Here is a 21,952-nt window from a genome sequence, read left to right on the forward strand (position 1 = left end):
GCTGCCTAGCCTATGCTCTGTAGCTGTGAGGCCAGTAGCCAGATGGCCAGGACGAAGAAGATAAGCCCCATGAACTTGTTCTGATTGGCTCTGAACTTTTCATTGTTAAGCAGATTCTTGCCTAAGCTGCCAACCAGGGCCACCAGCAAGAGGTTGAAGCTGAGTCCCATGATGTTGAGCAGCAATCCCAGGGCCAGCATCTGCTCCGCCGAGCTGGCAGTCAGTTGGCTGGAGACAAACTGAGGTAAAAACAACACGAAGAAGATCAGCGCCTTGGGGTTTAACAGGTTGCTGATCACCGCGCGGCGGTAGAGCTGCTTGGCTAATTTATTCTGCTCTGCAATTTCTGGTGCCTGGCTCGGGGCGGCGCGCATGCAGTCCCAGCCCATCTTCAGTAAGTAGAGGCCGCCGGCGATCCTTAACACTTCGAGTGCTACCGGGTTGAGTGCGATCAGCGCAGAGACACCCAATGCCGCCAACAGGGTCAAGATCAATCCCGAGGTAGCATTACCGAAGCTGGCATAGACGCCCACCTTTTTACCATAGCTGAGACTCGAGCTGGCGATCAGTAGCATGTCGGGCCCGGGGATCAGGAGTAGGGCGATTACCGTGGTTAAGTAGAGGGGGAGTAGTGCCAGATCTATCATGGTGCGTGTACAAATATGCCGTCTAGGGTCAAACAAGGCGCGGATTGTACAGGGTTAGTGTTAGATTAACAGTGATCTGTTAGTTAAAGCGGCTATCTCGTTGGCAGCTAAGCTTTACGCTTGATAGGTACTGTCTATGGTCGCTAGCGCCTGTTTTCCTGCCCAGCTCTTTTCATTATACTGCCCTCCTATTTATCACGAGCTATTTCTCACGAGCTATTTCTCCCGAGCCATCTCTATGAATTATCACCAGCCTACATCGACGGATCGTCAAGTCAGACCTGCGAGTAAAACCTTCATCATAGGATTGCCACGTACGGGTACCACTAGCGTCAGTGTTGCCATGCTAGATATGGGACTCAAGGTGGCGCATCAGGCATTTACTAAGCAGGCTGTCATGCTTGCCGACGCGGTTTCCGATGCCCCCTGTTTCAGCGATTATCGTCAGTTGCATCGTCTCTATCCTGACGCCAAATTTGTTTATCTGGATCGGCCATTAGATGCCTGGGTGCCTTCGATGCAGATGCTACTCGGCCGAATGCTGGTGCATTTGGATGAGAGACTAGGGCGTTTTCACCCGCTGCTCAAGCGCAGTTTTGGCCATACCTTTGGCATCTATCGGGCGGCGAATCCCATGGATGCCGAGCATTTAAAGACTTGTTATCTGGCGCATAAGCAGCAGGTATTTGATTATTTCTATCAAAATCAGGCGATGACGCAGCAGTTTTTGAGCCTGCAGCTGGATCAGCCCCAGAGTTTGTCGCAATTAGCCAACTTCATCGGTGTCGATCCCCTGGTTGTCAGCCATCAGCAAGCGTTTCCCCATCTTAATCGGGGCCGCAATGTGGCCAGCTGGGATGAATATAAGCACGAGCTAAAGATAAGCAGTAACCTGGCCGGGCCAGAAAATCGTAAGTATTTCAATTACAAAATTTAATTTACATCAGAGATAGCTTAACTAAGGTGGTTTTCGTTTCGGGTCTGCAGTGGGTTATTATTCTGGGTGAATAATTTGCCGATAATTGTTGCCATGACGAATCCATTTCTACCCATCGATACCCTCTACACCGAGTTTAAAGCAGCCTATCCAGGGCATCATCTGGTGATCGAATCCGATACGGGCTCGGGTAAGTCTACTCGATTGCCTCTGTGGTGCGCCGAACCCGACGAGCAGGGGAGGCGTCCCAGAGTATTAGTGGTGGAACCTAGGCGGGTGGCATGTTTGGCGTTGGCTGAATATGTACAAGGCCTGACAGATTTAAGGGTCGGCTACGCCATCCGTTTCGATTGCAGCATAACGACCGAAACCCAAATTGCCTTTGTCACGCCGGGTATCGCCCTGCGCTGGTTGTCTGGCGACATGGCCAGCCTTGGCGATTTTGATACCGTGATGATCGATGAGTTTCATGAGCGTCGTTGGGATACCGACCTGCTTCTAGCGCTACTTAAGGCCAGAGGGCTGCATAAGCTGATCATCACCTCGGCCACCATAGCGGGTAGGGTGATTGCAGACTATCTATCTGATAACCATGATGTTAATGCCATCAGCCTGAGGGCTGAGGGGAAGAAGTTTCACGTGGAACTAAGCTACCTGGCAAGAGAGAGTCACCATCTGCCGGATATTCATGGGTTAGAGCAGCGCCTGATCCCCGCGTTGCAACAAGCCCTGGCGTCGACCCAGGGAGATATCTTGGTCTTTCTGCCGGGCAAGGGGGAGATCTCATCTGCGATACAGGCCTGCCGGGCGCCACTCGCCGAAGTCGATGGGCATATCACTCTGCTGCCGCTACATGGGGGCATAGATGCCCAGGAACAGGCCAAGGTGCTGCAGGCTAGTGACCATCGCAGGGTGATCTTTGCCACCAATATTGCCGAGACCTCCCTGACCATTCCCGGTGTGACCGCAGTGATCGACTCAGGATTGGAGCGCCGCACCCATCAGCGCAATGGTCGTACCGTCTTGTCCCTGTCTCATATTTCCAGGGCGAGTAGCGATCAGCGTATGGGCAGGGCCGGGCGCGTTCAGGCGGGCATCTGTATCCGTCTCTGGGGACGGTCGGCGCCTTTGCTGGCGAACACTCCGCCTGAGCTAAGGCGGGAGGAGCTCGTCGAGCCCATGCTGGCGGCTGCCTGTGCCGGCGCCAACTTGGCGCAGCTGGATTTTGTCGATCCTCTGCCGGAGAGGTCACTGCAATTGGCGAAGGAGAGATTAATCGCCATGGGGGCATTGGATGCTGCGGGCCGTGCCACCGACCATGGGCGGCGTCTGTTTCCGCTTCCCATAGATACGCTATTTGCCCATCTGATTAGCGTCATGCCTGACGATAACTGCCTGGATTTGATGATAGACCTGGCCGCAGCCTTGGCTACGCCTGGGCGTCTCTATCGGCTGCCCAATGATGAATATGAGCGACACAGGTTGTCGCTATGGGAGCCTTTTGGCTGCGATGCCTATTGCTTGATCAAGCTAGTTAGGAGTGATGAGCAAGCCGATGAGATCCCCCTTAAAGATATTAATCATCAGGCGATAGCCGAGGCCCGACACTTGGCCGGGCAGATCCGCGGCGCGCTGCGGCTCACCACCCTTCCTAAGGCTGACCTTACTGACTCACTACTTAGGCGTAACTGGCTGCTTGCGGTGATGCGTGCCCAGCCCGAACTAGCCTATATCTGCCGGCTTAAGCGTCAACAGGCGCTCGGGAATGGCTTGAGTGAAGTGCTTATCGGCCGGGAGTCTCGTTTCGGCCCAACAGACAAGGACAAGTCGTCGCCAATGGCGGCCGTGGTGTTTGATCAACATGTAACCGTAGGTCGCGGCGTGAAACAGACCATCAATCTGGCATTCTGTATGGCGCCGATAACCTTAGATACCTTGTTGCAGGCTGGACTGGGAGAAGACAGTGTTGCCGAGCAGCTGAGTCCAGATGAGGTGCGTATCGAGCGACGCTATGCGGGCAGGGTGATAGAGACGCGCCGTGAGAAGGTAAAGGCGCAAGAGGTTATCCCCTCCATCATCAATAGTATTGTCGAGAATCTGTTGTTTCCCGGTCTTGGTGAGCGTCTAGCACAGGATATTGCGGCCTGGAACATCTGGCTCGAGCTTGGTGGTTATGAGGAGGCTAAGGCCAGTGGTGCCGCCTTACCTGCACCCAAGCCGCAGACATTGGAGACATTTTTGGCGCGGCGGCTGTCGAGCCTAGGGGTCGAAACACTAGCCGATCTTGAGCTTATCGAGGCAGGGGATCTCGAGTTTGCGGGGATTCCCGACTGGTTGCGACAAGACTTCGATCTGGCTTATCCAATGCAAGTGACGCTGGCGGATCTTAAGCTCAGTGTCAGCTATCAGATCAAGGGGAAATGGGTGGTGTGTGAGTACCTGAGTGGGCAGCGAAAATCTGGTCCCAAACGTTGGGAATTGCCGCGCTGGCAGGGCTGGCGGGTCAAGTATAAGAAAGCCAGTCGGGTGGTAGAGGTCAACTAGCCGTTCGATCCCTAAAGATCTTATTCAAAATTCATGACATGGTTTTGAGTATAACTTTTTACTTTCGATCCCGTTGCGGGATCGAAATTTAGCAGAGTGTAAAATAAGAAAGAATAAAAAATAAATATAATCAATGAATTAGCTTTGATTAGGAGTTGTGCACCAATTTTGATCGCTAAGTGAATTACTTGTTGATATCTCTGTTGATTAATTCGATCGCCATCTTGGATGTTTATGCACCAAAATGAGGAAAGATCCCGCCTGGATCTTTCTCTGCTTGTTTAAATTATCTTGTCTGTATACCGCAAAAGCCGCTGCTTAAAGCTATCGGCCTTGAGCTTCATAAATGGCTGTTTGAAAAACGCTCATCTATAGTGCAATAGGAGTGCAATAAGTATGCTTACTTACCGATACAGAAGGAGCCGAAGATCTTGCCGAGGAGATCATCTGAGGTGAACTTTCCGGTGATTTCCGATAGCGCCAATTGACACATGCGCAGCTCTTCTGCCAGGAGTTCACCCGCTTGATAGACCTCTAACTGTTCCTGTCCGAGCGCCAGGTGGCTGCTGGCGAGCTCTAACGCTTCCAGGTGGCGACGACGGGCAAGGAAGCCCCCTTCGAGATTGCTCTGATAGCCCATCAGGGACTTCAGGTGTGCCTTGAGCTCCTCGACCCCCGAACCTGTCTTGGCAGACAGGCGGAACACCTTATGGCCCTGCTCGTCGGTGGCATCGAGTGCCTCGCCCGTGAGGTCGGCTTTGTTACGCACCACAGTAACCCCCAAGTTTTTGGGGAGGCGATCAATAAAATCTGGCCAGATATCATGGGGATCGACTGCATCCGTGGTGGTGCCATCAACCATAAAGAGTACCTGATCGGCGGTGTCTATCTCGGCCCAGGCGCGTTCTATCCCTATCTGCTCTACCGTGTCTGTGGTATCACGTAGGCCGGCTGTGTCTATGATGTGCAGCGGCATGCCATCGAGATGGATATGTTCGCGCAGCACATCGCGGGTGGTACCGGCAATTTCGGTGACAATGGCCGATTCTTTACCTGCGAGGGCATTGAGCAGGCTAGATTTGCCCGCGTTGGGACGACCGGCAATCACCACCTTCATCCCTTCGCGTATGATGGCGCCTTGCTTGGCGCTGGATTGCACCGAGTCGAGTTTAGTGATGATTCTGCTGAGCGAGCCGGCAATCTTGCCATCTGAGAGGAAGTCTACCTCCTCGTCGGGAAAATCTATTGCGGCTTCCACATAGAGGCGTAGGTTGGTGACCTGATTCACCAGCTCGTGCACCTGGGTGGAGAACTCACCCTGTAGCGAGTGTAGGGCGCTCTTGGCCGCCTGTTCGCTGGTGGCATCGATAAGATCGGCAATCGCCTCGGCCTGAGTCAGATCCAGCTTATCGTTCATGAAGGCCTGCTCGCTGAACTCGCCTGGTTTGGCGATGCGTACACCCTCGACATCCATGACGCGTTTGATCAGCATGTCGAGTACCACCTGGCCACCGTGGCCCTGTAGCTCGAGGACATCTTCGCCGGTGAAGGAGTTAGGGCCCTTGAAGTAGAGGGCTATGCCCTGGTCTATCACGGCACCATCGGCGTCTTTGAAGTCACAGTAGTCGGCATAACGTACCTTAGGCAGATGCCCGAGTACGGCCATGGCTACGTCGCTGGCCTTGTCGCCAGAGACCCTGATGATACCTACGCCGCCGCGGCCTGGTGCGGTTGCTTGTGCCACGATAGTATCTGTCGTCATTACTGTGTTTCCTGCGCTGATGGAGTGAAAAGCTGTCTTCATTAAAAGCAAAAAGCGGTCAATACAAAGTATCCGACCGCTTTTTCATTAGTTGGAGCTAGAGGTTATTTTAACCCTTTTTTCTCCAAACCGGCATAGATGATCTTCTGCTGGGTAATGGCTACCAAGTTACCGACCAACCAGTAAAGCACCAGACCCGCTGGGAACCAGAGGAAGAAGACGGTAAAGATAACCGGCATCCACTGCATCATCTTCTGTTGCATAGGATCCATGGTAGGCGCCATAGGCTGCATCTTCTGCATCGCGAACATAGAAACACCCATCAGCAGCGGCAGTACATAGTAAGGATCTTGTACCGAAAGGTCGGTGATCCATAGCATGAATGGCGCGTGACGTAGCTCGTAGCTTTCCAGTAGTACCCAGTAGAGTGCGATGAAGATTGGCATCTGTAGCAAGATAGGCAGACAGCCACCCATAGGGTTTACTTTCTCTTTCTTGTACAGTTCCATCATGGCCTGACCCATCTTCTGACGGTCATCGCCGAAGCGCTCTTTCATCTCCTGCAGCTTAGGTTGCAGGTTACGCATCTTGGCCATAGAGGTGTATTGCGCCTTAGTCAGCGGGTACAACATACCACGTACGGTCAGAGTGATTAGGATAATAGCCACACCCCAGTTACCCACGAAGGACTGGTAGAACATCAATAACCAGTGGATAGGGATAGCCAGCCACCATAGGAAGCCGTAATCGACTACTAGGTTCAGGGATTCAGAGATGGCCGATAGGGCCTCTTGATCCTTAGGACCTACGTAGAACTGGGCGCTAATCGTTTGCTCAGCACCCGGTGCGATATCGTAGACGGCACCGCGGAAACCAATATTAGCCAGGCCACCGGCGCTTACGCTAGAGAAGATGGTGTTTTGATCGTTCGCTGGTGGTACCCAGGCCGATACGAAGTAGTGTTGCAGCATTGCCGCCCAACCACCAAGTGTCTTCTTGTCCAGATTCTTGTCAGCCATATCTTCGAAGCTGTACTTCTCGTAGCGAGTATCTGCCGTTGAGAAGGCGGCACCACGATAAGTCGGCATCATCATGCTGCTTTCGCTCTTCTTGATGCTGTGCTTGATCTGGCCATACATCTGCACCTGAAGCTGCTCTGCTGAGGTGTTGTTGATGCGGTATTCTACGCCTACATCGAACTTGCCTCTGTGTAGGGTGAACACCTTGGTATAGGTCACGCCGTTGTCGGCAACATAGCTCAGTGGGATCTCCAGGGTATCCTGGCCATCGGCTAGGCTGTAGGCTTGAGATAGGCTGGTAAAGTGAGCACGGCCCTTAGCGCTGCTATCGATACCGTTACGGCCAATTAGACCACTCTGAGAGATGTAGTAGATATCTTTGGTTTGCTGCAGCAGGACGAAAGGTTCTTCCTTGTCTTGCTCTAGCTTATGACCCACCAGCGCAGAGTAGACGATATCGCCACCCACTGGGTTAATTTTCAGGTTCAGTTGGTCAGTTGTGACACTAATGAGTTCTTTAGAGGCGGCCACTGCTTCGGGAAGAGCAGCGTCGGCATCAGGAACGTCAGCACTGTGCGCATCTGTGACGGTTGAAGCTACAACTGAAGATTCAGTGGCAACCGGTTGCGGATTTTTGTCTGTTTGCCATTGCTGCCACAGCAAAAAGCTGACAAAAAGCAGACCGATGAGCAATATATTGCGTTGAGATTCCATAGCCTATTTATTACACCTGTTATTTTTTGGAGGGACGGGATCTTCTCCGCCCGGATGTAAAGGGTGACATTTTAATACGCGTTTCCCTGCAAACCAACTCCCTTTCACAAATCCGTGCAATCGAATCGCTTCGAGAGCGTAATTGGAACATGTGGGGTGAAAACGGCACTTTGGCCCCAGTATAGGGCTGATAAAGATTTGGTAGCCTCGGATCAGCTTAGTGGCTAGCCATTGTAACGGCGACTGAGCTTGCGCCATAGCTTCTCTACCAGTTTGTGCAATGCTGCATTATCCATATCCAACACGCCGTTTCTGACGAGCACGACGATATCGAGTGGCGGTAATTCGTGTTGGTGCAAACGAAAATTATCGCGGATGATACGTTTAACTCGGTTGCGCTGATTGGCTCGCTTAACATAACGCTTTGCAACAGTTAATCCAATACGAGGATGCTGCAGCTCATTAGGGATGGCGAGTAAGGTTATTTCAGCTGAAGAAGCTTTGATGGGATTGGAGAATACAGATTTGAATTGCGCGGGAGTTAACAGACGTAACTCCCGCGTAAAGGTATAGCTGGTCACTTGCATTTCTACTTATTAAGCAGAAAGACGAGCGCGACCTTTTGCACGACGACGTGCGATAACCTTACGGCCACCAACAGTAGCCATACGAGCGCGGAAGCCGTGAGAACGCTTGCGCTTCAGGTTGCTAGGTTGAAAAGTACGTTTACTCATTATGGCAATCCGTCTTTGTTAGGTGAATAAACCTTATCCCTATAAAAGAGGTAAGGGCAAAAAAGAGGCCGAATTGTAATCACTTTAGTTAAGCCCGTCAACATGCAAAACCGTCAAGTGGGTAAAATCTGCCTCTAAATCTTCTTATCTTGTCATCCTTACATACTATCTAATGTGGATAACTCTGTGAATGGCCACTACATCTTGTGGATCTAGTGATCATTAGCCAGATCGAAGGTCGCCAATTATAGATCGATCTGGATCGCTTAATAAAGCTGAGTTTACTGCTTTGTCAGATTATTTTGATCGATAAGGATCGTTTTGGATCGGCGTAAATAAATAAAGATGATCTTACTGGGGATAAATCTATTTAAAGGATAGCGATCCTAGTGATCTCGCTATAGAATACACCTCTTTTGTATGATCTTTTGGGGATAAGTACGTGGCGGTTTCACTTTGGCAGCAATGTATCGGACGACTACAGGACGAGCTTTCCGCTCAGCAATTCAGTATGTGGATCAGACCGTTACAAGCCGAAATGGACGGGGAAACTCTAGTGCTCTATGCACCGAATCGATTCGTACTCGATTGGGTGAGAGACAAGTACCTTAATACCATCAATCAGTTCTTTACCGAACAGATGGGCAGTGACGCCCCTAAGCTACGTTTCGACATTGGTAGCCGCCCGGTGAGCAAACCGGCAGCGCCGGCTGCCTCGACCAAGAGCCCAGTTGCGCCCGCGGCCAGCAAGTCCCCAAGCAAGCCGTCATTTAATAGCAACGAACCTGCGGTTACGGCCAATCATAGAAGTAATATCAACCCCACCTATCAGTTTGATAACTTCGTCGAGGGTAAGTCGAACCAGTTGGGTAAGGCGGCCGCCTTGCAGGTGTCTGAAAACCCGGGTGGTGCCTATAACCCTCTGTTCCTCTATGGTGGAACGGGTCTTGGTAAGACTCACCTATTGCACGCCGTGGGTAATGGCATCATCAAGAATAAGCCCGATGCCAAGGTGGTCTATATGCACTCAGAGCGTTTCGTGCAAGACATGGTGAAGGCACTGCAGAACAATGCGATCGAAGAGTTTAAGCGCTACTACCGTAGCGTCGATGCGCTGTTTATCGATGATATTCAATTCTTTGCCAACAAAGACAGATCCCAGGAAGAGTTCTTCCACACCTTCAACGCCTTGTTAGAAGGTAATCATCAGGTGATCCTGACCTCAGATCGTTATCCTAAGGAGATCGATGGGGTGGAAGATCGCCTCAAGTCTCGCTTCGGCTGGGGCCTGACGGTAGCCATCGAGCCGCCTGAGCTGGAGACCCGTGTGGCGATTCTGATGCGTAAGGCACAGGAGAGTGGCATTAACCTGCCTGACGAGGTGGCCTTCTTTATTGCCAAGCGTCTGCGATCTAACGTGCGTGAACTGGAAGGCGCACTCAATCGTGTGATCGCCAACGCTAACTTTACCGGTCGTCCGATCACTATCGATTTTGTGCGTGAAGCCCTAAGAGATCTCTTGGCTCTGCAGGAAAAATTGGTCACTATAGATAACATTCAGAAAACCGTAGCTGAATACTATAAGATCAAGATGGCCGACATGCTGTCGAAGCGTCGCTCACGCAGCGTCGCCAGACCGAGACAGATGGCGATGGCATTGTCGAAAGAATTAACTAACCAGAGTCTGCCCGAGATTGGCGATGCCTTTGGTGGCCGAGATCATACGACAGTGCTACATGCCTGTCGCAAAATTGCCCAGCTACGTGAAGAAAGTCATGACATTAAAGAAGATTATGCTAACTTAATCCGTACGCTATCTTCATAAACTCTGGGAAATTGAAACTGATGAAATTTTCAATTGATAGGGATGCCCTATTAAAGCCGCTTCAACTCGTGAGTGGGGCGGTGGAGAGACGACATAATTTACCGATTCTGGCAAACCTTTTAGTTGAAGTAAGTGGTCACTCACTTAAGTTGACCGGTACCGATTTAGAGGTCGAATTAGTCGGCCAGGCGCAGCTGCAAGGCGAGGTCCAAGAGGGCCGTACCACAGTACCGGCGAAGAAATTTCTCGATATCGTCAAGTCACTTCCCGAGCAAGTCGAATTAAAAATTGAGCAGCAGGACAACCGCCTCTTGCTACGCTCGGGTCGCAGCCGCTTTACCCTGGCGACCCTACCGGCAGAAGAGTATCCCAATGTGGATGCCTTCCAGGCCGATATCGAATTTACCCTCAAGCAGGGTACCCTCAAGTCACTCATCGATGCCACTCAGTTTTCCATGGCTAACCAGGATGTACGTTACTACCTGAATGGTTTGCTGCTTGAAACCGAAGGCAATGTGCTGCGCGCCATCGCGACAGACGGTCATCGTCTGGCCCTGAGTCATCGCATGGTAGAAGATTCCCTGCCCGAGAAGCAGGTGATCGTGCCGCGTAAAGGCGTGTTGGAACTCCAGCGCCTGTTCGAGGGTGAAGATCTCGATGTCACCCTGGCTATCGGTGAGAATGCCATTCGTGCGACGACTCAGAGCGCCGTGTTTACCAGTAAGCTGGTGGATGGTCGCTTCCCGGATTATCGCCGCGTGCTGCCTAAGGGCGGTGACAAGATAGTTATCGCCAGCCGTAATCAGCTCAAGCAGGCGCTGCTGAGAGCCTCGATCCTCTCCAACGAGAAGTTTCGTGGCGTGCGCGTTCAGTTAGAACAGAATCTGATTAAGATCACCGCCAATAACCCAGAGCAGGAAGAAGCGGAAGAGATTCTCGATATCGAATATGACAACGCCCCTCTGGAGATCGGCTTTAACGTCAGCTATCTGCTGGATGTGCTCAATAACCTGCCGTCGGATGACGTGCGTATCACGCTGATCGATGGTAACTCCAGTGCCCTGATCGAAAATCACGTCGAAGAAGATTCCATGTACGTCGTGATGCCGATGCGACTCTAGTCTTAAGCTGTGCGCGCCCACAAGGGCGTGCCTCTTCTTAGATGGCCCCTGCGCCATTGTCATGAGTATTAGATGAGTTTATCTCGCCTTCATATCGATTCCTTTCGTAATATCGCCAGTGCCCAGTTGCAGCTCGGTGACGGCCTGAATCTAATCTATGGCCAGAACGGCAGCGGCAAGACGAGTATTCTCGAGGCTATCTTCTTTCTGGGGATGGGGCGCTCCTTTCGCAGTCACCTGTCTCAGCGGGTGATTCAGAACGATCAGGACAAGCTGACCCTGTTTGCCCATCTGGAACAGGGCGAGCAGGAGACCAAGATAGGGCTAAGGCGTTATCGCTCCGGGGAAACCGAGGTCAAGATGAACGGCGAGAAGGTGAAACGTCTGTCCACCTTAGCCGAAACTTTGCCCATTCAGGTGATCACTCCCGAGAGTTTTTCGCTGCTTTTTGAGGGGCCAAAATCCCGTCGTCAGTTTATCGACTGGGGGGCCTTTCATACCGACAAAGGCTTCTACACCGCATGGGCGAATGTAAGACGAATTTTAAAGCATAGAAATCAGATGCTTAAAAGCGAAACTCCTTATCAACAAATTCAGTTTTGGGATAAGGAATTGGTGCGCTACGCCGAAATAGTGACTGAGATACGAAAGCGATATGTAGGCTCGTTAAATGAACGACTTAAGGGTATAATCGAAGAGTTTTTACCTCAGGTTGATGTTAAGGTTTCCTTTACCCGAGGCTGGGATAGTAAAACTGATTATCAGACCCTGTTGCAGGCACAATATCCCAGAGATGTAGCGGCGGGACACACGGCCAGTGGTCCTCATAAGGCCGACCTCAGATTAAGGGTCGGGACTTTGCCGGTACAGGATGCCCTATCCCGAGGGCAATTGAAGTTGCTCGTATGCGCACTGCGTATTGCACAGGGAAAGTTGCTCAAACAACAAATAGATAAAAACAGTATTTATCTGGTGGATGATCTGCCATCGGAATTGGATGCTAGGCACAGGCAACTCTTGCTGCAGCAGCTAAGCGATACGGGCGCACAAGTCTTTGTCACCGCCATCGAGCCTGCGGCAATAATGGATTCGTTAAACACGCCACCCGTTAAGGTGTTCCATGTGGAACAAGGGCGTGTAACGGTAATTGAATAACCGACGAGAGAATAATATGTCAGAGAATAGTTACGATTCTTCGAGTATTAAGGTACTAAAAGGCCTTGATGCGGTACGGAAGAGACCTGGGATGTATATTGGTGACACCGACGACGGTACGGGTCTGCATCACATGGTGTTCGAAGTGGTCGATAACTCTATCGATGAGGCGTTAGCGGGCCACTGTAATGACGTGATCATTACTATCCATGCCGACGGTTCGGTATCGGTAAAGGATGACGGACGTGGTATTCCGGTTGCTATCCACCCTGAAGAGGGGGTTTCGGCGGCTCAGGTTATTATGACGGTACTGCACGCCGGCGGTAAGTTCGACGATAACTCTTATAAAGTATCTGGTGGTCTGCACGGCGTGGGTGTTTCCGTGGTTAACGCCCTGTCTGAGAAGCTTAAGCTGACCATTCGCCGTGACGGAAAACTGTATGAACAGTTCTACACCATGGGTGAGCCCGATGCGCCAATCGCCGAGATAGGCGAGGCTACCAACACAGGTACAGAGATCCGTTTCTGGCCAAGCCCAGAGACCTTCTCGGACACTCTTTTCCACTTCGATATCCTGGCTAAGCGTGTTCGCGAGCTGTCATTTCTAAACTCGGGCGTAGGTATTCGCCTGATCGATGAGCGCGACAACAAGGATGAGTTCTTCAAGTATGAGGGCGGTATCAGTGCCTTCGTCGATTACCTCAACCTGAACAAGACACCGGTTAACAAAGAGATCTTCCACTTCGTACAGGAGCGTGAAGACGGCATCACAGTTGAAGTGGCGATGCAGTGGAACGACGGCTTCCAGGAAAACATCTTCTGTTTCACCAACAACATTCCTCAGCGTGATGGTGGTACTCACCTTGCCGGTTTCCGTGCAGCCTTAACCCGTAACCTCAACAGTTACATGGACAAGGAAGGCTTTAACAAGAAAGGCAAGACATCTGCCACAGGTGATGATGCCCGTGAAGGTCTGACTGCGGTGATCTCGGTTAAGGTACCGGATCCTAAGTTCAGCTCTCAGACCAAAGACAAGCTGGTATCGAGCGAAGTGAAGTCGGCCGTTGAGCAGACCATGGGTGAGAAGTTGGGTGACTACCTGCTGGAGAACCCGAACGAGGCTAAGCTGATCGTCGGTAAGATCATCGATGCGGCCCGTGCCCGTGAAGCGGCGCGTAAGGCCCGTGAGATGACTCGTCGTAAGGGCGCATTAGATTTAGGTGGTCTGCCAGGTAAGCTAGCGGATTGCCAAGAGAAAGACCCAGCGCTTTCTGAAATTTACATAGTGGAGGGTGACTCTGCGGGTGGTAGTGCCAAGCAGGGTCGTAACCGTAAGAACCAGGCGATTCTGCCGCTTAAGGGTAAGATCCTTAACGTGGAGAAGGCCCGTTTCGACAAGATGCTCTCTTCACAGGAAGTGGCAACCCTAATCACGGCGTTAGGTTGCGGTATTGGCCGTGACGAATATGACCCTGATAAGACGCGTTATCACAACATCGTCATCATGACCGATGCTGACGTCGACGGCTCGCACATTCGTACCTTGCTGTTGACCTTCTTCTTCCGTCAAATGCCTGAGCTTATTGAGCGTGGCTATGTGTTTATCGCTCAGCCACCACTGTACAAGGTGAAGAAGGGTAAGCAGGAACAGTACCTGAAAGATGATCCGGCACTGACTGAATACCTGACCAACTTGGCACTGGACGGCGGTGAGATCCATCCGTCGCAAGACGCACCGGCCATGTCTGGCGCGCCACTCGAGAAGTTGGTTTATCAATACCGTGAAGTGGAAGCGATTTTCGATCGCCTAGAGCAGCGTTTCCCTATCATGTTGACCGAGCGCATGCTGTATCAGCCTGGCTTGACCAGCGATACCTTGGCCGACGAAGCTAAGGTGAAGCTGTGGTGTGACAACTATGTGGCGGCCCTGACCGAGGCGGAATCCGGTGGCTTTATCTTTAGCGCCGAGCCTTTCCTCGACCCCGAGCGTCAGGTCTATCTGCCTAAGGTGACGGTACGTAAGCATGGTATCGATACCCACTACCTGTTCTCATACGACTTCCTGCAGTCGAGCGATTACCAGCGCATGACGGCACTGGCCGAAGCCCTGGAAGGTCTGATCGAAGAGGGCGGTTATGTGAAGCGTGGCGAGCGAGTGAAAGAGGTTTCTTCGTTTGTCGAAGCCCTGGATTGGCTGATGAACGACTCTAAGCGTGGCCTCTACATCCAGCGCTACAAGGGATTGGGCGAGATGAACCCTGAGCAGCTGTGGGAAACCACCATGGATCCTGAGTCGCGTCGTATGCTGAAGGTGACCATCGAAGATGCCATCGCCGCCGATCAACTGTTTACCTGCTTGATGGGTGATCAGGTTGAGCCGCGTCGTGACTTCATCGAGTCTAACGCCCTCAACGTGGCCAACCTGGACGTATAACAGGTTTGTGAATGTGAAAAGCCCCGGTCTTCCGGGGCTTTTTTGTATGTGTACGACGCAAAGCAAAGCTATCTTAGTGCTTCACACTTGCCACAGGCTTTTGGTTATCGTTCCAGGCTTGCCCTAATCGCCCTGGCAAACTCTAGTGCCTCCGGATTGTCGCCATGAAGGCAGAGGCTGGTGGCTCGGCAGCTAACGACTTCACCGCTGATGGCCTTCACTCGTTGCTGCTTTACTATAGATGTGACCTGGGCAAGCACCCCTTGTGTGTCTTTGATGAGGGCACCGGGCTGTGCGCGGGGGGCCAGTGTGCCATCGGCCAGGTAGCCGCGATCGGCAAAGGCCTCTTCTATCACCTCAAGTCCCGCCAGCCTTGCCTGACCGACCAAGGGGCTGTCGGCCAGTATCATCAGCTTCAAATCAGGATCGATCGCCTTGATGGCTCGAATGAGAATACCGCCCAGGACGGGATCTTGGGCCGCGTCGTTGTATAGGGCACCGTGAGGCTTAACGTGGTGAAGTTCGACGCCCAGCTCCTCGCATATGGCGCCTAAGGCGTTAATCTGTTGTATTAGTGAGTTAAAAAGCTGTTCGGCATCCATGTCGATAGACTGCCGCCCGAAGTTGGCCCTGTCGGGGTAGCTGGGGTGAGCGCCAACATTCACATGATATGCCTTGGCACGTTTAACGGTCGCCAGCATGCTCTGGTGATCGCCGGCGTGTCCGCCGCAGGCGACATTGGCCGAGGTGACTAGGGCTAACAGCGCCTCATCTTGGGCGCCTCCCTCGCCGAGGTCGGCGTTGAGGTCAATTTTTAGTGGCTTAACTTCCATCCATTGCCCTCGCTAAGCGGTAGAAATAGTGTTGCCATTCAAGGTTAGCATCTTCCACCTGGTTGGGGCTCACATGCTGAAAGCGGATCGCCTGACCCGTTCTGGCCTGGGCCAGTTTCCATCTGTCGGCCTCGATAACCACCGCCATTCTCGGGTAGCCACCGCTGGTCTGCGCATCGGCCTGCAAGACGATAGGTTGACCGCCGGGCGGCACCTGGACAACACCCGGCAGCACGGCGTGGGAGCGGAGACTCAGCTGTTTGGCCGAGTCGAGTGACTCACCGGTTAGCCTGGCGCCCATGCGATCATTTTGGGGCGAGACAGTCCAGGCATAGTGCCAGAAGGCCTTACGGTCCTGGTCGCTAAACTGACTCATCTCCGGGCCGGTCAGGGCCCGCAAGATACCGTCGTTGGCTCTGTGTACCGCTCCGACGGGGCGGCTAAAACTCGCCTTGGCCTCAAGCTTGATACTGAGGGTGTCACCGGATGCCAGCCGGCCTCCTCTATGGCCACCGAACCGTCCGGCCAGGAAGGTGCCGCAGCCGCCAAGTAGCTCGGGCACGACCACGCCGCCTAAGATGGCCAGGTAACCCCACACGCCTTGTCTCGGTCCCTTCAGCGTCAGGCATTCCCCTGGATTAATCCGTCCACGCCAGCCATGCCACAGGGGACGATCATCTATCTTGGCCTCGAAGGTGGCGCCACAAAGGGCGACCCAGCTTGGGGCCTCGAAGGTCAATTCATAGCTGCCGCTGGCGAGTTCGATGGCGGGGGTATTGTCCTCGTTGCCCAGTAGGCGGTTGGCGAGGATTAGCGAGAATCTATCCATGGCGCCACCGCTCGGCACGCCGAGATGTCCCTGTCCCTGCCTGCCGAGATCTTGAATGCTGGCCAGGCCGTTTACGCTATCTAGCCGTATCATAGGCAGATCTCCACGGGTGTAAATCTTACTCTGTCACCAGGCTTGAGCAGGTTGGGATGCTCACTCTTGGGGTCGAACAGCATTTCCTTTGTTTGACCTATGATCTGCCATCCACCAGGGCTTGCCAGGGGGTAGATCCCCGTCTGCTCACCGCCTATCCCCACAGAGCCTGCGGGAACCTCTAGTCTTGGGGTTGCCAGCCTGGGTGTGTGTAGCGTCTCGGGTAGGCCGTCGAGGTAGGCAAACCCAGGCTGAAAGCCGATGAAAAACACCCGGTAACAGACCTGGCTGTGAAGCTTGACCACCTCTTCCGGGCTGAGGCTATGGTATTTGGCGACGGCATGCAGATCCGGCCCAGCCTCACCACCATAGCTCACAGGGATCTCTATGGTGCGGCTGTCGAGCTCCTCAGTTGGCGCGCTGTGCCAAAGGTCGTCGAGTTTCGCCTGCAGGGCTTTTAAGTGTCTGCTCTCCCTGACGACTATCGTCAGGTTGTTCATGCCGGGAATTGCCTCTTCGACGCTCGGTAAATGGCGCAATTGTTCGGCTATCCAGCAGAGCTTGGATTGCAGCGCCCAAGAGAGTGCGGCTTGGGGGGCGGGATCGAGAACCAGGGCGCGTTCGCCCAGGGGGTAGATACTTGTCTGCAAAACGGGCATTAACCTGTGACTGACACTAATCATCTGAGTCTACCCAGCTTGAGGCCCAATAGCCATTAATCCCATGTCCGGACATAAAAAAACGCACCACTAGGGATGCGTTTTTTGTTTAACTAGCAGCGACTTACTGCAGCAGCGAGATATCTGCCGCGTGCAGGAATTGGGCTCTAAGCTTAGCCAGCAGCGCCAGACGGTTCTGCTTGAGGGCTTCGTCGTCGGCCATCACCATCACATCTTCGAAGAAGGTGTCTACGCTCTCACGCAGGCTGGCTAACAAAGCCAGTGCCTGTTGGTAGTCGGCGTTGGCAAACAGTGGCTCCAGCTGTGGCTGCAGCTCGTTGAGCTTGCTGGCCAGTGCCTGTTCGGCGCTTTCCTGGAGCAGAGTCGCGTTAACTTCGCTGGCGATCTCACCTTCGACCTTGGCCAGGATGTTAGACACGCGCTTGTTAGCCGCGGCCAGTGCAGAGGCCTGTTCCAGGCTTCTGAAGTGGGTAACGGCCTTGATGCGACTGTCAAAATCGGCAGGTGAGGTTGGACGACGTGCCAATACCGCCAGGATCACATCGACGCTGATGCCTTGATCTTGGTACCAGGCGCGGAAGCGACCCATGAGAAACTCTAGCACCTGCTCGGCGGTGTCGGCATTGCTCAGGTTGGCACCATGGAGTGCCTGTGACTTGGCAATCAGGTCAACCAGATCCAGCGGCAAGTTGTTTTCGACACAGATACGCAGGATACCGATTGCCGCGCGGCGCAGGGCGAAAGGATCCGCTGCGCCTTTTGGCGCCTGACCTATACCGAAGATACCCACTAAGGTATCGAGTTTCTCAGCCAGTGCGACCGAGATTGAGATAGCTTGAGTCGGCACTGTGTCGCCAGAGAACTTAGGCTTGTACTGTTCTTCCAGGGCTAGGGCAACCGCCTCGGTTTCACCGTCTAGGCGAGCGTAGTGCATGCCCATGGTGCCTTGCAGATCGGTAAACTCCATCACCATGTTGGTCATAAGATCTGACTTAGAAAGTAGGCCGGCACGGCCTGCCTGCTCGCTGTCGGCGCCAATGCCTTGAGCGATGAAGGCGGCGAGGGCAGAGATGCGCTCGACTCTGTCTTTGATGGTGCCAAGCTGTTGCTGGAATACCACGGTTTCCAGACTGGCAAGACGAGATTCCAGGCTATGCTTCTTGTCGGTATTGAAGAAGAATTCAGCGTCGGCAAGACGTGGGCGAACCACTTTTTCGTTACCCGCGATGATCTGCGCCGGATCCTTAGATTCGATGTTGGCCACGAAGATGAAGTGCGGTAGCAGGGTGCCCGACTTGTCGAATACCGGGAAGTACTTCTGATCGCCTTTCATGGTATAGACCAGGGCTTCTGCCGGTACATCGAGGAACTTCTCTTCGAAGTTTGCGGTAAGCACGACTGGCCATTCGACCAGAGAGGTCACTTCTTCCAGTAGATCTTCATCTATCTCGGCAGTGCCACCAATGGTATCGGCAGCGGCCTGAGCATCGGCCTTGATCACGGCCATACGCGCCTGATAGTCGGCCATCACCTTGCCCTGGGTTTCCAGTGCGGTGAGATAGTTGTCTGCATGATCCAGCTCCAGGGTATCGACACCCATGAAACGATGGCCGCGTATGGTGCGTGCCGATTCGATACCCAGTAGTTCACCCGGGATCAGCTCATCGCCCATCAGCATGGTTACTGTGTGTACCGGACGGATAAATTGTGTCTTGTTGCTGCCCCAACGCATAGGCTTAGGAATAGGCAGCTTGTCCAGGGCGCGCTGAGCCATCTCGGCAACCAGTGACTTAGTCTCGACACCGACAACCTTGGCTTTGTGTAGCAGCCACTCGCCCTTATCTGTGGTGAGGCGCTCGGCCTGGTCGACTGTGATGCCGTTACCACGGGCCCAGCCCATGGCGGCTTTCGTTGGGTTACCCTCGGCGTCGAATGCCTGGGCGATGGCAGGGCCACGCTTTTCAACCACCTTGTCGGCCTGGGCCGTAACCAGGGCGTTGACCTTTAGGGCCAGACGACGTGGCGCCGCGTACCAGGTAGCCGATTCATAGCTTAGTTCGGCCTTTTGCAGCTCTTCTTCGAAGTTAGCCAGGAAAGACTCGGCTAAGGTGCGCAGGGATTTTGGCGGTAACTCTTCAGTGCCTACTTCAATGAGTAAGTTTTCAACATTCATTCTAATATACCTCTACTTACACATTGGGAAGCCAAGTGCTTCACGGGCTTGGTAATAGGACTCAGCCACTGACTTGGCCATGGTGCGCACGCGCAGGATATAGCGCTGACGCTCGGTGACCGAGATGGCATGACGGGCATCGAGTAGGTTGAAGGCGTGAGACGCTTTCATTACCTGCTCATAGGCAGGCAATGGCAGTGGCGTTTCTAATGCTAACAGCTCGTTACAGGCCTTCTCGCAATCGTCAAACTGCTTGAACAGTACTTCGACGTTGGCGTGTTCGAAGTTGTAGGTCGATTGCTCGACCTCGTTTTGATGGAACACATCGCCATACATGATCTTACCCATAGGGCCGTCGGTCCATACCAGATCATAGACGCTGTCGACTTCCTGGATATACATGGCCAGACGCTCTAGACCATAGGTGATCTCACCGGTAACCGGACTACACTCTAGGCCACCTACCTGTTGGAAGTAGGTAAACTGAGATACTTCCATACCGTTGAGCCAGACTTCCCAGCCCAGACCCCAGGCGCCCAGGGTAGGAGATTCCCAGTTGTCTTCCACGAAGCGAACATCATGGATATTCATGTCGACGCCTAAGGCCTCGAGAGAACCCAGGTAGAGTTCCTGAATATTGCTTGGCGACGGCTTAAGTACCACCTGGAACTGGTAGTAGTGCTGCAGACGGTTAGGGTTTTCACCGTAACGACCATCGGTAGGACGACGACAAGGCTGAACATAGGCGCTGCTCATCGGCTCAGGGCCTAGAGAACGCAAGAAGGTCATAGGGTGGAAAGTGCCCGCACCTACTTCCATGTCCAGCGGTTGAACGATGGCGCAACCTTGCTGCGCCCAGTATTCCTGCAGGGTTAAGATGAAACCCTGGAATGTTTTTACGTCATGTTTCGTCGTCATGTCTACTACTGTCGGCTTGTGATAGAAAATGGTTTCGATTATACCTTGTTGAAAAAGGCTTATGTAGGTTATTTTTTACCTTAACGGCGGAAAAATAGGAAAAAACACCATGGATGTTAAGCGTTGTGGCTGGGTCGGCGAAGATCCGCTATATCAGGCGTATCATGACGAGGTTTGGGGGCGTCCCGTGTATGACGCTAAGGAACTGTTTGCCAAGCTCTGTCTGGACGGGCAGCAGGCTGGACTATCCTGGATCACCATACTCAAGAAGCAGCAAAATTATGAGGCTGCCTTTGCGGATTTTGACCCTTACGTTATTGCTAAGTTCGATGAGCAAAAGGTAGAGGAATTACTACAAAATCCCGGCATTATTCGTAACCGCCTCAAGGTGAACTCCATCATCAAGAATGCCAGGGGCTACATTGCCTTCGTGGAGCAGGGCAACGATTTCTCCGAATTTCTCTGGAGTTTTGTCGGCGGGCAGCCCAAGTTGAATCACTTTCAGCGGCTGGATCAGCTACCCGCGCAGACCCCTGAGTCGGAAGCCATGTCGAAGGCATTAAAAAAGCTTGGGTTTAATTTTGTCGGCCCGACCATCTGCTATGCCTTCATGCAGGCGGTTGGCATGGTCAACGACCATACCGCCGACTGTTTTTGCTACCAAGACAAGTCCAGTTAAGCGCATTAATAACCCTTAAAGCGCATGGTGGAAGGGTCATCTGTCTGCAGATAGATGGCCTGAAACTGTGTCTCCCCCGTGTCGAGTCGGGTCTGCTTGATAAATGCGTAGTTCTTATCAAATTCACTTAATTTATCAATGCTTTGTTGGCTTATAGTGTCTGTTGTAAGGCTTAGGGCGCAGATTCTGTCTCCGCAGGCATATTTTTCACTATATATGGCCTCTGGCAAATGAGCGAGTCTGTCGGCCAGTGCCGTCTGGCGCTGTAGGCTGGTGGTATCATAGTTGTCGAGGGACTCTATGAGCTCGACATAGGCTTGCAGATCTTTATTGAGTAGCTGTTTTATCTGCTCACCATCAATGATCCCCTGTGCATCAATGATTTGCGCCACCAGTTGCTTGGCTGAGGTCAGATTGCCGTCCTTTACTTCATTCGATTCATTTGCATCTGTATCGACTTTATTTCCGCTGTCGGTGTTTTCACTAATAAGGCCTGCTGTTTCTACCTTGTTGCTTGTTTGAGTCTGGTCCGGAGACTGATTTTGAGCACTCTTGTCTTGGTTAGCCTGGGCGGTGGCAATCTTTGTTTCATTTCTTGATTGAGTTCGGTCTGCCTCTAGCATCAAGTAGCCGATGGCCGAGACGGATAATAGTATGAGTAGGGGGAGTTTTACGGATTTCATTTCCAGTGTCCTTTTGGGTTGCGCTCTTCCTGATTGAGAAGTGATCAATTAGCTTAGGCTAATTTACTTCCGGGTGTAAATACAAGATATAAAAAAGGGTGTTCCACGTGAAACACCCTTTCTGCCTTTTAGGTCATTTTTGATCTGTTTTTAAATTTTTCTGAAATTAAAA

19 protein-coding genes are annotated in these 21,952 nt (G+C 52.6%); 7 read left to right on the forward strand and 12 right to left on the reverse strand.

Annotation, left to right across the window (positions count from 1 at the left end; all coding sequences use genetic code 11):
* Nucleotides 1-5: 5 nt before the first annotated feature.
* Entirely contained in the window at nucleotides 6-647 is a 642-nt protein-coding gene (locus DB48_RS07125) for a LysE family translocator (RefSeq protein ID WP_041509605.1), read from the reverse strand.
* Between the two features lie 238 nt (nucleotides 648-885).
* Here DB48_RS07125 and DB48_RS07130 point away from each other — a divergent pair, with 238 nt between their 5' ends.
* Both DB48_RS07130 and DB48_RS07135 read left to right on the forward strand, forming a co-directional pair.
* Nucleotides 886-1,584 carry a sulfotransferase family protein gene (locus tag DB48_RS07130; RefSeq protein WP_041509725.1) on the forward strand — a complete coding sequence of 233 codons (699 nt, stop codon included), beginning with the start codon at nucleotides 886-888 and terminating at the stop codon, nucleotides 1,582-1,584.
* A 93-nt stretch (nucleotides 1,585-1,677) separates the two neighbouring features.
* Nucleotides 1,678-4,128, forward strand: a complete 2,451-nt coding sequence (locus DB48_RS07135; RefSeq protein WP_052813699.1) for a helicase-related protein — start codon at nucleotides 1,678-1,680, stop codon at nucleotides 4,126-4,128.
* A gap of 400 nt (nucleotides 4,129-4,528) precedes the next feature.
* Here the strand turns inward: DB48_RS07135 and mnmE are convergent, their stop codons facing one another.
* From mnmE to rpmH, 5 genes are all read right to left on the reverse strand, one after another.
* A complete protein-coding gene (mnmE, locus tag DB48_RS07140) occupies nucleotides 4,529-5,890 on the reverse strand; it encodes a tRNA uridine-5-carboxymethylaminomethyl(34) synthesis GTPase MnmE (protein WP_041509606.1) in 1,362 nt (453 codons plus the stop codon).
* 104 nt (nucleotides 5,891-5,994) lie between these two features.
* Nucleotides 5,995-7,623: a membrane protein insertase YidC gene (gene yidC / locus DB48_RS07145; RefSeq protein WP_041509607.1), complete on the reverse strand. Its 1,629-nt coding sequence runs from the start codon at nucleotides 7,621-7,623 to the stop codon at nucleotides 5,995-5,997.
* 3 nt (nucleotides 7,624-7,626) lie between these two features.
* A complete protein-coding gene (yidD, locus tag DB48_RS19850; protein WP_011867657.1) occupies nucleotides 7,627-7,881 on the reverse strand; it encodes a membrane protein insertion efficiency factor YidD in 255 nt (84 codons plus the stop codon).
* The gene (rnpA, locus tag DB48_RS07150) at nucleotides 7,848-8,204 is read right to left on the reverse strand and encodes a ribonuclease P protein component (RefSeq protein WP_152619114.1); all 357 of its coding nucleotides are present in this window, start codon (nucleotides 8,202-8,204) and stop codon (nucleotides 7,848-7,850) included. Before rnpA ends, yidD begins: the two co-directional genes overlap by 34 nt.
* A 15-nt stretch (nucleotides 8,205-8,219) precedes the next feature.
* On the reverse strand, nucleotides 8,220-8,357 hold the full coding sequence (gene rpmH / locus DB48_RS19855; protein WP_011867659.1) for a 50S ribosomal protein L34: 138 nt from the start codon (nucleotides 8,355-8,357) through the stop codon (nucleotides 8,220-8,222).
* 442 nt (nucleotides 8,358-8,799) lie between these two features.
* Here rpmH and dnaA point away from each other — a divergent pair, with 442 nt between their 5' ends.
* The 4 genes from dnaA to gyrB all read left to right on the forward strand — a co-directional run bounded on the left by dnaA (nucleotide 8,800) and on the right by gyrB (nucleotide 14,892).
* Nucleotides 8,800-10,182: a chromosomal replication initiator protein DnaA gene (gene dnaA / locus DB48_RS07155; protein WP_041509609.1), complete on the forward strand. Its 1,383-nt coding sequence runs from the start codon at nucleotides 8,800-8,802 to the stop codon at nucleotides 10,180-10,182.
* Between the two features lie 20 nt (nucleotides 10,183-10,202).
* Nucleotides 10,203-11,303, forward strand: coding sequence for a DNA polymerase III subunit beta (dnaN, locus tag DB48_RS07160; RefSeq protein ID WP_041509610.1), 1,101 nt, complete (start codon nucleotides 10,203-10,205; stop codon nucleotides 11,301-11,303).
* A gap of 72 nt (nucleotides 11,304-11,375) precedes the next feature.
* Complete coding sequence (gene recF, locus DB48_RS07165) at nucleotides 11,376-12,458, forward strand: DNA replication/repair protein RecF (RefSeq protein ID WP_041509611.1); 1,083 nt, start codon at nucleotides 11,376-11,378, stop codon at nucleotides 12,456-12,458.
* A gap of 16 nt (nucleotides 12,459-12,474) precedes the next feature.
* Nucleotides 12,475-14,892 carry a DNA topoisomerase (ATP-hydrolyzing) subunit B gene (gyrB, locus tag DB48_RS07170; protein WP_041509612.1) on the forward strand — a complete coding sequence of 806 codons (2,418 nt, stop codon included), beginning with the start codon at nucleotides 12,475-12,477 and terminating at the stop codon, nucleotides 14,890-14,892.
* A 104-nt stretch (nucleotides 14,893-14,996) separates the two neighbouring features.
* On the opposite strand, the gene pxpA is transcribed toward gyrB, so the two are convergent.
* The 5 genes from pxpA to glyQ all read right to left on the reverse strand — a co-directional run bounded on the left by pxpA (nucleotide 14,997) and on the right by glyQ (nucleotide 20,418).
* Nucleotides 14,997-15,725, reverse strand: coding sequence for a 5-oxoprolinase subunit PxpA (pxpA, locus tag DB48_RS07175; RefSeq protein ID WP_041509613.1), 729 nt, complete (start codon nucleotides 15,723-15,725; stop codon nucleotides 14,997-14,999).
* Nucleotides 15,715-16,647, reverse strand: coding sequence for a biotin-dependent carboxyltransferase family protein (locus tag DB48_RS07180; protein WP_041509614.1), 933 nt, complete (start codon nucleotides 16,645-16,647; stop codon nucleotides 15,715-15,717). The genes pxpA and DB48_RS07180 overlap by 11 nt, the downstream gene beginning before the upstream one ends.
* Nucleotides 16,644-17,330: a 5-oxoprolinase subunit PxpB gene (gene pxpB, locus DB48_RS07185; protein ID WP_082035602.1), complete on the reverse strand. Its 687-nt coding sequence runs from the start codon at nucleotides 17,328-17,330 to the stop codon at nucleotides 16,644-16,646. The genes DB48_RS07180 and pxpB overlap by 4 nt, the downstream gene beginning before the upstream one ends.
* A 100-nt stretch (nucleotides 17,331-17,430) precedes the next feature.
* On the reverse strand, nucleotides 17,431-19,500 hold the full coding sequence (glyS, locus tag DB48_RS07190) for a glycine--tRNA ligase subunit beta (protein ID WP_041509615.1): 2,070 nt from the start codon (nucleotides 19,498-19,500) through the stop codon (nucleotides 17,431-17,433).
* Nucleotides 19,501-19,512: 12 nt separating this feature from the next.
* Nucleotides 19,513-20,418: a glycine--tRNA ligase subunit alpha gene (glyQ, locus tag DB48_RS07195; RefSeq protein ID WP_011863820.1), complete on the reverse strand. Its 906-nt coding sequence runs from the start codon at nucleotides 20,416-20,418 to the stop codon at nucleotides 19,513-19,515.
* A gap of 109 nt (nucleotides 20,419-20,527) precedes the next feature.
* Here glyQ and DB48_RS07200 point away from each other — a divergent pair, with 109 nt between their 5' ends.
* Nucleotides 20,528-21,097, forward strand: coding sequence for a DNA-3-methyladenine glycosylase I (locus tag DB48_RS07200; protein WP_041509616.1), 570 nt, complete (start codon nucleotides 20,528-20,530; stop codon nucleotides 21,095-21,097).
* A 5-nt stretch (nucleotides 21,098-21,102) separates the two neighbouring features.
* On the opposite strand, the gene DB48_RS19665 is transcribed toward DB48_RS07200, so the two are convergent.
* Nucleotides 21,103-21,780 carry a hypothetical protein gene (locus DB48_RS19665; RefSeq protein WP_052813700.1) on the reverse strand — a complete coding sequence of 226 codons (678 nt, stop codon included), beginning with the start codon at nucleotides 21,778-21,780 and terminating at the stop codon, nucleotides 21,103-21,105.
* Between the last annotated feature and the right edge of the window lie 172 nt (nucleotides 21,781-21,952).

It is taken from the genome of Shewanella sp. cp20, from assembly GCF_000832025.1.
GTDB lineage: Bacteria > Pseudomonadota > Gammaproteobacteria > Enterobacterales > Shewanellaceae > Shewanella.

Excerpts from the sequence above, each read along its gene's own strand:
- mnmE (WP_041509606.1), bottom strand. The coding sequence starts at position 5,890 with ATGACGACAGATACTATCGTGGCACAAGCAACCGCACCAGGCCGCGGC.
- DB48_RS07135 (WP_052813699.1), top strand. The coding sequence starts at position 1,678 with ATGACGAATCCATTTCTACCCATCGATACCCTCTACACCGAGTTTAAA.
- glyS (WP_041509615.1), bottom strand. The coding sequence starts at position 19,500 with ATGAATGTTGAAAACTTACTCATTGAAGTAGGCACTGAAGAGTTACCG.
- DB48_RS07200 (WP_041509616.1), top strand. The coding sequence starts at position 20,528 with ATGGATGTTAAGCGTTGTGGCTGGGTCGGCGAAGATCCGCTATATCAG.
- recF (WP_041509611.1), top strand. The coding sequence starts at position 11,376 with ATGAGTTTATCTCGCCTTCATATCGATTCCTTTCGTAATATCGCCAGT.
- pxpB (WP_082035602.1), bottom strand. The coding sequence starts at position 17,330 with ATGATTAGTGTCAGTCACAGGTTAATGCCCGTTTTGCAGACAAGTATC.
- gyrB (WP_041509612.1), top strand. The coding sequence starts at position 12,475 with ATGTCAGAGAATAGTTACGATTCTTCGAGTATTAAGGTACTAAAAGGC.
- yidD (WP_011867657.1), bottom strand. The coding sequence starts at position 7,881 with ATGGCGCAAGCTCAGTCGCCGTTACAATGGCTAGCCACTAAGCTGATC.
- DB48_RS07180 (WP_041509614.1), bottom strand. The coding sequence starts at position 16,647 with ATGATACGGCTAGATAGCGTAAACGGCCTGGCCAGCATTCAAGATCTC.
- DB48_RS07125 (WP_041509605.1), bottom strand. The coding sequence starts at position 647 with ATGATAGATCTGGCACTACTCCCCCTCTACTTAACCACGGTAATCGCC.
- dnaN (WP_041509610.1), top strand. The coding sequence starts at position 10,203 with ATGAAATTTTCAATTGATAGGGATGCCCTATTAAAGCCGCTTCAACTC.
- DB48_RS19665 (WP_052813700.1), bottom strand. The coding sequence starts at position 21,780 with ATGAAATCCGTAAAACTCCCCCTACTCATACTATTATCCGTCTCGGCC.
- pxpA (WP_041509613.1), bottom strand. The coding sequence starts at position 15,725 with ATGGAAGTTAAGCCACTAAAAATTGACCTCAACGCCGACCTCGGCGAG.
- DB48_RS07130 (WP_041509725.1), top strand. The coding sequence starts at position 886 with ATGAATTATCACCAGCCTACATCGACGGATCGTCAAGTCAGACCTGCG.
- yidC (WP_041509607.1), bottom strand. The coding sequence starts at position 7,623 with ATGGAATCTCAACGCAATATATTGCTCATCGGTCTGCTTTTTGTCAGC.
- rpmH (WP_011867659.1), bottom strand. The coding sequence starts at position 8,357 with ATGAGTAAACGTACTTTTCAACCTAGCAACCTGAAGCGCAAGCGTTCT.
- glyQ (WP_011863820.1), bottom strand. The coding sequence starts at position 20,418 with ATGACGACGAAACATGACGTAAAAACATTCCAGGGTTTCATCTTAACC.